The sequence below is a fragment of the Amycolatopsis ruanii genome (genome assembly GCF_003385175.1).
Classification (GTDB): Bacteria; Actinomycetota; Actinomycetes; order Mycobacteriales; family Pseudonocardiaceae; genus Amycolatopsis_E; species Amycolatopsis_E thermalba.
This window is the reverse complement of the sequence record NZ_PQHY01000162.1, coordinates 1-2,561: the sequence shown is the minus strand read 5'-3', so window position 1 is coordinate 2,561 and position 2,561 is coordinate 1. Positions and strand designations below refer to the sequence as shown.

Sequence of the window (2,561 nt, the reverse complement as noted above, 5' to 3'; positions counted from 1 at the left end):
CCTCGGCACAGGCGCGCCGCCACCTCCGGCTGCACTCGGCGCACCACCGCGCGACCGCGGCTCGGGCGCGGCACCACCTCCGGCTGCGCTCGGCGCCCCGCCGCCCCACCTCGGCACAGGCGCGGCGCCGCCCCTGTGCGCAGGAGTCCGCCACGGCTCGACGAGGCCCTGCTCCGCACGGGGCGGGCTGCCACCCGGCATGGCCGCTGCCGCACCACCACCGCCGACGCGAGGAGACGCGGCCTGACCACCCGAGCCCGCCGAATCGCCCCCGAGCAATGAAAGGATGTGATGCCCCGGCACGCCGGCAACAGAATCGCGCCTAGGCGCCGCCCTCGGCGGCGGGCTTGAGCCCCCGCGCGCCGGGTCCGTACTGCGCCATCCGGTCGTCGGTGTTGTAGAGACCGCACACGCGCAGCGACAGGCACCCGCACCCGACGCAACCCGTCAGCCGGTCCCGCAACCGCTGGAGCGCGTCGATGCGGGCGTCGAGTTCGTCCTGCCATCCGCGGGACAACCGGGCCCAGTCGGCCTTCGTCGGGGCGTGGTCGCGGGGCAGGGTCGACAGCGCGTCGTGGATCTCCTCGAGGCTGAGGCCCACCCGCTGCGCCGCCCGGATGAACGCGATCCGGCGCAGCACCGACCGCGGATAGCGGCGCTGGTTCCCAGCCGAGCGCTCGGACGAGATCAGGCCCCGGTCCTCGTAGAACCGCAGCGCCGTATGCGGCACGCCGCTGCGCTCCGCGACCTGGCCGATGGTCAGGTGGTCGGCAAGCTTGGTCACGGCGCCAGCCTAGCCTTGACTTCAACCTAAGTCGAGGTTGCACGGTCGGAGCATGAGAAACACGACCAGGGGGCTGGGCTACGCCGACCTGCCGGAGCTGATCGACGCCATGCGCGGCGACGAGAAGCACTCCGGGGCGGCGGAGTCCACAGTAGATGTGCTGTGGGTGCTGTACGACCGGGTGCTGAACGTCTCGCCCGCGGCGCCGGACGATCCGGCCCGCGACCGGTTCCTGCTGTCGAAGGGACACGGGCCGATGGCCTACTACGCGGTCCTGGCCGCGAAGGGGTTCCTCGACCCGGCGGAACTGGCCGGCTGGGCGGGCAGCGAGTCGCGGCTGGGCTACCACCCGGACCGGGTGCTCGTGCCCGGCGTGGAGATCTCCAGCGGGTCGCTGGGGCACGGGCTGGCGCTCGGCGTGGGCACCGTGTTCGGACTGCGCGCGCGGGGACTGACGGAACCGAAGGTGGTGGTGCTGACCGGGGACGCCGAACTCGACGAGGGCTCCAACCACGAGGCGATCGCGCTCGCCGGGCGGGCGTCGCTGGCGCAGCTGACCGCGGTGGTGATCGACAACCAGTCGGCGACGCACGGCTGGCCGGGCGGCATCGCGGAGCGCTTCGCCGTCGAGGGCTGGGCCACGCGCACAGTGAACGGCCGCGATCACGACGCGCTGTACGCCGCCTTCACCGCGCCACACCCGGACCGGCCGCTGTGCGTGGTCGCCGTCGTCGAGCCGAAGGGGAGCTGAGTCATGCCCGGAATGCGTGAGGCGTTTCTGTCCACAATGGAGCAGGTGCTGGACGAGGATCCGCGCGTCGCGGTCGTGCTGGCCGACATCTCCGCGGCGTCGCTGGAGGCCGCCCGGCGCCGTCACCCGGACCGGGTGATCAACGTCGGCATCCGCGAGCAGGCGCTGGTCGGCGTCGCGGGCGGGTTGGCGCTGGCCGGGATGCGACCGGTGGTGCACACGTTCCCGTCGTTCCTCGTGGAGCGGCCCTACGAGCAGGTCAAGCTGGACCTGACGCACCAGGGCGCGGGCGCGGTGCTCGTCTCGTGGGGCGGCTCGTACGACATGTCCACCGCCGGCCGCACCCACCAGTCGCCGGGCGACGTCGCGCTCCTGGACACGATCCCGGGCTGGACGGTGCACGTGCCCGGGCACCCGGACGAGGCGGTCGCGCTGCTGCGCGACGCGCTATCCGGCGACGACACGGTGTACCTGCGCCTGAGCGCCCAGTCGAACGCGCGCCCGCACCCGGGACCGGGCCTGCAAGCGATGCGGGCGGGCAGGCGCCGCAGCGTGCTGGCCGTCGGCCCGATGCTGGACCGCGTGCTGGCCGCCACCGAGGACCTCGACGTGACGGTCCTCTACGCGAAGACCGTCCGGCCCTTCGACGCCGCGACGCTGCGCACCGCGGTGGCCGAGACCGGGGTGGCGGACGTGGTGCTGGTCGAGCCGTACCTGGCCGGCACGTCGGCCCACCAGGTCAGCGAGGCTCTCGTCGAGGTGCCACACCGCCTCCGGGCACTCGGCACCCGCCGGGACGCGGAAGTCCGCCGCTACGGCGACGTCGCGGACCACGACCTGGCACACCACCTCGACGAGGCGAGCATCACAGCCGCGCTGAAGGACTTCCTGCGGGCCACCTGACCGCGCGGCCGGCTCGGCGCGCGTTGGTGCATTTGTTGTGCGGGTGGGTGCGTTCGGGTGTTGTGCGGATGGGCCGGTGGGGTTGGGCGTTCGGTGTTGCGCGGGTGGGCCTGTGGGGACTGT

3 protein-coding genes are annotated in these 2,561 nt (G+C 73.4%); 2 read left to right on the top strand and 1 reads right to left on the bottom strand.

What is annotated here, in order from left to right; genetic code table 11:
* Positions 1-322: 322 nt before the first annotated feature.
* On the bottom strand, positions 323-784 hold the full coding sequence (soxR, locus tag D0D28_RS35365) for a redox-sensitive transcriptional activator SoxR (RefSeq protein WP_116115551.1): 462 nt from the start codon (positions 782-784) through the stop codon (positions 323-325).
* 52 nt (positions 785-836) lie between these two features.
* Here soxR and D0D28_RS35360 point away from each other — a divergent pair, with 52 nt between their 5' ends.
* Positions 837-1,535: a transketolase gene (locus tag D0D28_RS35360; protein WP_116115548.1), complete on the top strand. Its 699-nt coding sequence runs from the start codon at positions 837-839 to the stop codon at positions 1,533-1,535.
* A 3-nt stretch (positions 1,536-1,538) separates the two neighbouring features.
* Entirely contained in the window at positions 1,539-2,438 is a 900-nt protein-coding gene (locus tag D0D28_RS35355; RefSeq protein WP_116115546.1) for a transketolase family protein, read from the top strand.
* Positions 2,439-2,561: the final 123 nt, after the last annotated feature.